General features: G+C 63.2%; 6 protein-coding genes. 1 reads left to right on the top strand and 5 read right to left on the bottom strand.

Features of this window, described 5'->3' with window-relative positions:
- Positions 1–932, top strand: a 932-nt coding sequence (locus AC1D1P_RS10910) for a histone deacetylase family protein (RefSeq protein ID WP_477672980.1), incomplete at its 5' end; no start/stop codon positions are given.
- Positions 933–968: 36 nt separating this feature from the next.
- Here AC1D1P_RS10910 and AC1D1P_RS10905 read toward each other — a convergent pair.
- The 5 genes from AC1D1P_RS10905 to AC1D1P_RS10885 all read right to left on the bottom strand — a co-directional run bounded on the left by AC1D1P_RS10905 (position 969) and on the right by AC1D1P_RS10885 (position 6,537).
- Positions 969–1,682: a YebC/PmpR family DNA-binding transcriptional regulator gene (locus tag AC1D1P_RS10905; protein ID WP_457280435.1), complete on the bottom strand. Its 714-nt coding sequence runs from the start codon at positions 1,680–1,682 to the stop codon at positions 969–971.
- A gap of 288 nt (positions 1,683–1,970) precedes the next feature.
- Entirely contained in the window at positions 1,971–3,890 is a 1,920-nt protein-coding gene (locus AC1D1P_RS10900; RefSeq protein WP_477672979.1) for a PAS domain-containing hybrid sensor histidine kinase/response regulator, read from the bottom strand.
- Between the two features lie 31 nt (positions 3,891–3,921).
- Positions 3,922–4,641, bottom strand: a complete 720-nt coding sequence (locus AC1D1P_RS10895; RefSeq protein WP_477672978.1) for a glutathione S-transferase N-terminal domain-containing protein — start codon at positions 4,639–4,641, stop codon at positions 3,922–3,924.
- A gap of 110 nt (positions 4,642–4,751) precedes the next feature.
- The gene (locus AC1D1P_RS10890) at positions 4,752–5,258 is read right to left on the bottom strand and encodes a CreA family protein (RefSeq protein ID WP_457280437.1); all 507 of its coding nucleotides are present in this window, start codon (positions 5,256–5,258) and stop codon (positions 4,752–4,754) included.
- A gap of 178 nt (positions 5,259–5,436) precedes the next feature.
- Positions 5,437–6,537: a DNA alkylation repair protein gene (locus AC1D1P_RS10885; RefSeq protein WP_477672977.1), complete on the bottom strand. Its 1,101-nt coding sequence runs from the start codon at positions 6,535–6,537 to the stop codon at positions 5,437–5,439.
- Between the last annotated feature and the right edge of the window lie 169 nt (positions 6,538–6,706).

Raw genomic sequence — 6,706 nt, 5'->3', positions numbered from 1 at the left:
TGAGCACCCTGATCTACACCCACGAAGCCTGTTTCGACCATCGTCCCGGCCCGCACCACCCGGAGTCGCCCGAGCGTCTCGAAGCCGTGCTGCGGGCACTGAAGACGCCGGAGTTTGCGAAGGCGCTCTGGCGCGATGCGCCGCTGGGCTCGTTCGATCAGGTACTCCACGTGCACACACCCGGCTATGTGGAGCAAGTGCAGGCTGTGTCGCCGGCCGAGGGTTACCGCGCGCTCGATGCCGGTGACACCATCCTGTCGCCGGGCTCGCTGGAGGCGGTGATGCGTTGCGTGGGTGCGGCCTGTGCCGGCGTGGACGATGTGGTGACAAGGGAGGCGAGCAACGTTTTTTGCGCTACCCGCCCCTGCGGCCACCATGCCGAGGCCGACCAGGCCATGGGTTTTTGCGTGTTCAACCAGGCGGCCATTGCAGCGCTGCATGCCCGCGAGCGGCACGGCATCCAGCGTGTTGCGGTGGTGGACTTCGACGTGCACCACGGCAACGGCACGCAGAACTCGTTCTACGACGACCCGGACCTGTTCTACGGTTCCTGCCACCAGTCCCAGTTTTACCCCGGCACCGGCGCGCGCCATGAAACCGGCGTGGCTGGAAACATCGTGAATGTGCCGTTTCCGCGGGGCACCGGGTCTGCCGCCTTCCGCGCCGCGATGACCGACCAGTTGTTGCCGGCCCTGCGCAAGTTTGCGCCCGGGCTGCTGATCATCTCCGCGGGCTTCGATGCCCATCATCTGGATCCGYTGGGTGGCCTGAAGTTCACAGACGACGATTACCACTGGATCACCCGGGAGCTGATGAAGGTGGCCGATGAAACCGCCGACGGCCGCGTGGTTTCCGTCCTCGAGGGAGGCTACAGCATGGAAGGCCTGGCCAGCGGCACGGCGGCGCATGTGCGCGCGCTGATGGGCTACTGATCCGGGACGCGCCCGGGGAACGCAAACAGACAGGCCCTAGCTGCCCAGGCCCGCATAAATGGTCTGCACATCGTCATTGGCATCGATGGCGGCCAGGAAGGCTTCGACTTCCTCGAGTTCGGCGGCGCTGAGGGTTGCCGGATCGACCGGGTTTTTCGGCTTGTAGCCCAGCTTGGCCGACAGCACGCTGAAACCCTGGGCCGGCAGTGCGCGGCTCACCAGGTCCAGGTCGACTGCGTCGGTCAGGAACAGGGTGGTGCCTTCTTCTTCGCCCGGCTCAAAGTCCTGGGCGCCTGCTTCAATGGCGGCCAGCTCGGGGTCGGCGCCTGCTGCGGCAGGTTCGGCTTCAATCATGCCCACGTGGTCAAAATCCCAGGACACCGAGCCGGAAGTGCCCAGCTGCCCCTTGCGAAACAGCACACGCACTTCGGATGCGGTGCGGTTCAGGTTGTCGGTCAGGCATTCGACCATGACCGGTACGCGGTGGGGGGCAAAACCTTCGTAGATCACGTGTTCAAAATGAACCGCATCGCCCGTGAGGCCCGCACCTTTTTTGATGGCGCGCTCCAGTGTGTCCTTGGGCATGGAGACCTTGCGGGCCTGCTCCACCACCAGCCGCAGGCGGGCGTTCAATGACGGGTCGGCACCGCTGCGCGCGGCCACCATGATTTCCTTGGCCAGTTTTCCAAATACCTTGCCCTTGGCATTTGCGGCCAGTTCCTTGCCTTTTGCTTTCCACTGCGCGCCCATGTTTGATCTTCCTTGGTGTGTCGTGGCGCCCGATGCGCCCGGCTTGATGCTTATTGATGTGAGGTGAGCGGCCACGCGCGGGATGAGGAAAAAGCGCGGGACCGGGGGCTCTGGTTATACACCCATGGCCGCGGCGGCCTGCCGGCGGGCCTTGCGGGCGAGCTACACACATTGGCATTCCTGAAATTGCTATCTATTTGATAGCTGCTGGCGCACGATGTTATTAGGCTGCAGACATTTTTGATGCCTGAAAAGGGGCAGAAACAGCCTTCCTGGCCGCCCAAACGCTCAAACCACCACGCCGGCGGTCTGTAGAAATGCCTGCAGGGCGGTGAAGTCCAGCGGCTTGGTGAGGTGCTCGTCGAACCCGGCGGCCAGCGCGCGGCTTTTGTCTTCGTCCGTGCCAAAGCCGGTGAGGGCCGCGACCGTCACCTGCTCGCCGCCGTGCAGGGCGCGCAGGGCTGCCAGCACCTCGTAGCCGTTCATTCCCGGCATGCCGAGGTCCAGCAAAACGGCCTGGGGTGCCTGCTGGCGAAACATCTCCAGCGCTGCGGGGCCGTCATAGGCCACTTTCACCTGGCAGTCCATCAGCCTGAGAATCTCCGCCAGGCTATTGGCTGCGTCGCGGTTGTCGTCCACCACCAGGATGGCCGCGCCCGGACCGCTTGCGTCATCGGTGCCGTGCACGCCTGTCTGCGCATTGGGCAGGAAAAAAGTGAATGTGCTGCCGCGGCCGGGGCCCTCGCTTTCAGCATGCAGTGCGCCGCCGTGCATTTCCACCAGGGAGCGTGCCAGCGTCAGGCCGATGCCCAGCCCGCTTTCCCGCGCGGCTGTCTGCGCGTCGCCCTGGGAGAACAGCTCGAAGATCTGGCTGAGCGCCTGGGACGACAGACCCAGCCCGTTGTCGCGGACCGAGGTGTAGAGCTGCGAGCCCTCTTGCCAGACTTTCAGCTCGATCAGGCCCGCCTCGGGGGTGTACTTTGCGGCATTGACCAGCAGGTTCTGCAGGACCTGGGCAAGCCGTGTGGCGTCTCCCTGCACCAGCGGCGACGCGGCCGGGATGTCTGCCTTCAGGCGGTGGCGCCGCGCATCAAACAACGGGCGCACGGCCTCAATGGAGCGGGCCACCACCTGGTTGTAGGAAACCTGCTCCGCCTTGAACCGGATTTTTCCGGTGGTCAGGCGCCCGACATCGAGCAGGTCGTCGACCAGGCGTGTCATGTGCGTGAGCTGCCGGTCAATCATGTCGCGGCTGCTTCGAACCAGCGGGCTGGGGGAGGGTTCCAGTTGCAGGATGGTGATGGCGTTGCGGATGGGGGCCAGCGGGTTGCGCAGCTCGTGCGCCAGCATGGCCAGGAACTCGCTCATGCGCTTGCTGGATTTTTCCAGCTCGTGCAGGCGCCGCCTTTCGGTCATGTCGCGTGTGACTTTGACAAAGCCGCGCAGTTGCCGGCCCGTGTCATACACCGGGGCGATCACCACATTGGCCCAAAACACCGAGCCGTCCCGCCGAACGCGCCAGCCTTCTTCTTCAGCCCGGCCATGCTCCAGGGCCGCCTTCAGTTCGGCTTGGGGTTTGCCGGCCTCCAGGTCTTCAGGACGGTAAAACAGGCTGAAATGTTTGCCGATGACTTCGCTCGGACTGTAGCCCTTGATGAGCTGCGCGCCGCTGTTCCAGCTCTCGATCACGCCGTCGGGGCTGAGCATGAAGATCGCGTAGTCCCGCACCCCTTCGATCATGAACCTGAAGCGTTCCTCGCTCTCGCGCAGCGCTTCCTCGTGAGCCCGGCGTTCCGTGAGGTCGCGTGTGACCTTGCCGAAACCGGCGAGTTGTCCGTTCTCGTCCCTGAGCGCGGTAATGACGACATTGGCCCAAAAACGGCTGCCGTCCTTGCGGATGCGCCAGCCTTCTTCCTCGAAGCGCCCATCTCTTTCCGCGCGGCGCAATTCCTCGGCGGGCCATCCGGCGGCGACGGCCTCAGGGGGGTAAAAGGTGGAGAAATTGCGGCCGATGATCTCGTCGGCCCGGTACTGTTTGATGCGCTGGGCGCCGATATTCCAGGACATCACGTTGCCCGCGGTGTCGAGCATGAAGATGCCGTAGTCCTGCACCGCATCCACCAGCAGGCGAAAGCGATCCGTTGTAATCTGTTCCGGGCTAGGAGCTGGCTTGGCGGACATGCCCGCCATGATAGCCAATTTGACCATCCGGCCTGTCCGCCGTATTCGCGTGGGGGTGTCAGCCGCGCGCGGGTATGCCCAGCCCCTTGACGACCGCAGGGCGCGCCACAAATGCGTCAAGCACGCGCGTCACGTTGGGAAATTTCTGGATTTCCACCAGATCACCGGCGCCATAAAACCCGATCAGGTTGCGCACCCAGCCGAAGGTGGCGATGTCGGCAATGGTGTAGTCGTCGCCCATGATCCAGCTGCGGCCTTCGAGCCGCTGGTTCAGCACACCCAGCAGGCGGCTGGATTCGGCAACGTAGCGGTCGCGCGGGCGCTTGTCTTCATAGTCCTTGCCGGCAAACTTGTGGAAAAAGCCGAGCTGGCCAAACATCGGGCCGATGCCGCCCATCTGGAACATCAGCCACTGGATGGTTTCGTAACGGGCAGCTGCGTCCGTTGGCAGGAATTTACCGGTCTTCTCGGCAAGGTAGATCAGGATCGCGCCGGACTCGAATAGGCCCAGCGGTTTACCGCCAGGACCGTTCGGATCGAGGATGGCCGGGATCTTGTTGTTCGGGTTGAGCGACAGAAATGCCGGCGACATCTGGTCGTTGCTGCCAAAGTCGACGAGGTGCGGCTCGTAGGGCAGGCCGCACTCTTCCAGCATGATCGATACCTTGACGCCATTGGGCGTGGGCAGCGAATACAGCTGGATGCGGTCAGGGTGCTGGGCGGGCCATTTCCGGGTGATGGGGAAATCGCTCAGGGAGGTGGCGGTGGTTTGGGTCATGGGTCGGAATTCTGTTGTCAAAAGCGAAAACGCCGATGGCACAGTACGCTAGTCCCGCTGGCCAGCGGGGGTATTCAGACCCGCCAGCCGCGAAGACCGTAGCCGGGCCTTTACTTCACCGGAATCACCGTGCCCGCCGGCACCGGAACCGCTGTCACGCTGTTCTGCGGCGAACCTTCGATCACGCGGTCGGAATAGGTGAGGTAGACGAGGGTGTTGCGTTTGGTGTCCACCATGCGCACCACACGCAGCTTTTTGAAGACCAGCGAAATGCGTTCGCTGAACATTTCTTCCTGCTTCTCGATCGGTTTGCCTCCCGGGAAACTGATCACGCTGGTCTGCCGGCAGGCTATCGAGGCTTCGGCCTTGTCTTCGGCCACGCCGAATGCGCCCTTGATACCGCCCGTCTTGGCGCGCGAGACATAACAGGTGACGCCGCTCACCTTGGGGTCGTCATAGGCTTCCACCACGATCTTGTGGTCCGGCCCGATGAATTTGAAGACCGTGTCGACCGCGCCGATCTCTTCACCGCCGGCGCCTCCGCAGGCGGACAGAAGCAGCACCAGGCTGAGGGCGCAATAGGCGGGGCTGAATCGTTGCAGGGTGAGTTGGCGCATGAACATGTCCTTGGTGCTTGGTATGGGAATCGGAAGGGCGRCGGGAGGGCGTCAGGTAGCTACTGTACAAAGCCCGCCGCCAGGTGCCTGGGCTGCGCGGCCCTGCGACAAGGTAGTATATTGGATTGCTATATATTTGATAGCTGCTTGCGCTTGTCTTTATTGGGCTGTAGCCATTTCAGGTCTTCACCAGGTCAAAATGCCCGCTCGCAAGGCGTTCCCCATTGACCATGATGTCCACCGCGTGCCGCCCGGCATGGTGCACACGGGTGGTGAAGTCGCGCACGACCTGGCTGCGCGACAGCTGCACGCTTTCGCCGGCGGCCAGCGTCAACTCCTTGAGTTTGAATACCTTGGCCGAGCTGCTGCCCGATTTCTTGACGTAGTGCACCGCGTAGTCCACCACCAGCCGCTGGCTTTGGCGCGAGGTGGATTGCAGTGTGAACGACAGTGACATCCGCTCGCCCAGGGTGAGTTTCTTGGGGGTGATGGACAAACCGGTGATGCCGACGTCCGCCTTTTTACCGGCGCCGATCACACCCAGCGCCTGCCTGTCGCCCTGCTTGATCAGTGTGCGCAGCGCGTGCCGGGCAATCCACGCGGTGTGCGGGTTGTCCAGTGGCCAGCTCTTCAGGCGCTCCAGCACCCAGTCGGGGTGCAGCTTGGTGACGTCGTTGAGGTGGTTGGCCACCGACTTGCGTACGTAGAGGCTGCTGTCGGACTTCAGCGATTCCAGGATGGGCGCGGCAAGTTCGGGGTCGGCCATCAGCGCATCCAGCCTGAAAGACCAGGGCAGGCGAGGGCGGCTGCCTTCGCTGGCCAGGCGCCGCACGTGCTCGCTTTCGTCCCTGGCCCAGGTCTTCATCACGGCCAGCGTGCGCGCAGGATCCTGGCGGACGAATTCGCGGATCGCGAACTCCGAGGTCCCGAAGGCGGTGAAAAACTTCAGCGCCTCCATGGAGGTGTCGAAATCATCGCGCCCATACAGGCCCACATAGTCAGGCAGCACCAGGGTGACAAAGCCGCTGTTGATGCGCGGGGCCAGCTTGCGCAGGATGGCAATGGTTTTCGGGTAGTCGTCGGGCAGCGTGGCGTGCAGGCATTCGCTGGTGCGGCGCAGGCGCTGCATCAGCGAAAGGTCGTCCAGGCCGGGCAGCGCGAGCGAGAGAAACTTTTTGCTGTCAAAACGTGGGTAGACCACGGCGGTTTCTGCCGCGATGTGGCGATAGCGCGCCTTGTCAAAGATGTTTTTCAGGGCGGGCGCTGCTTCGGTGGACATGGCGCGAATTCTCCCATGCTGCTTTGGCAGCGAGCGCCATGATCTGTCCTATATAAAAGATTGCCCGCGCCGATGAGTCAGTTGTCCTGCAGCCGGTGCAGCTGTCGGCGCAGACTGTCCAGCTCGTCCATCAGTTCCATTGCCAGCGCCGCACCTGCTGGGTTAACCC

This window comes from Polaromonas sp. P1_E1_2 (genome assembly GCF_056406035.1).
Note: the sequence above shows the minus strand (reverse complement) of the source record. Positions and strands in the feature narration are given on the sequence as shown.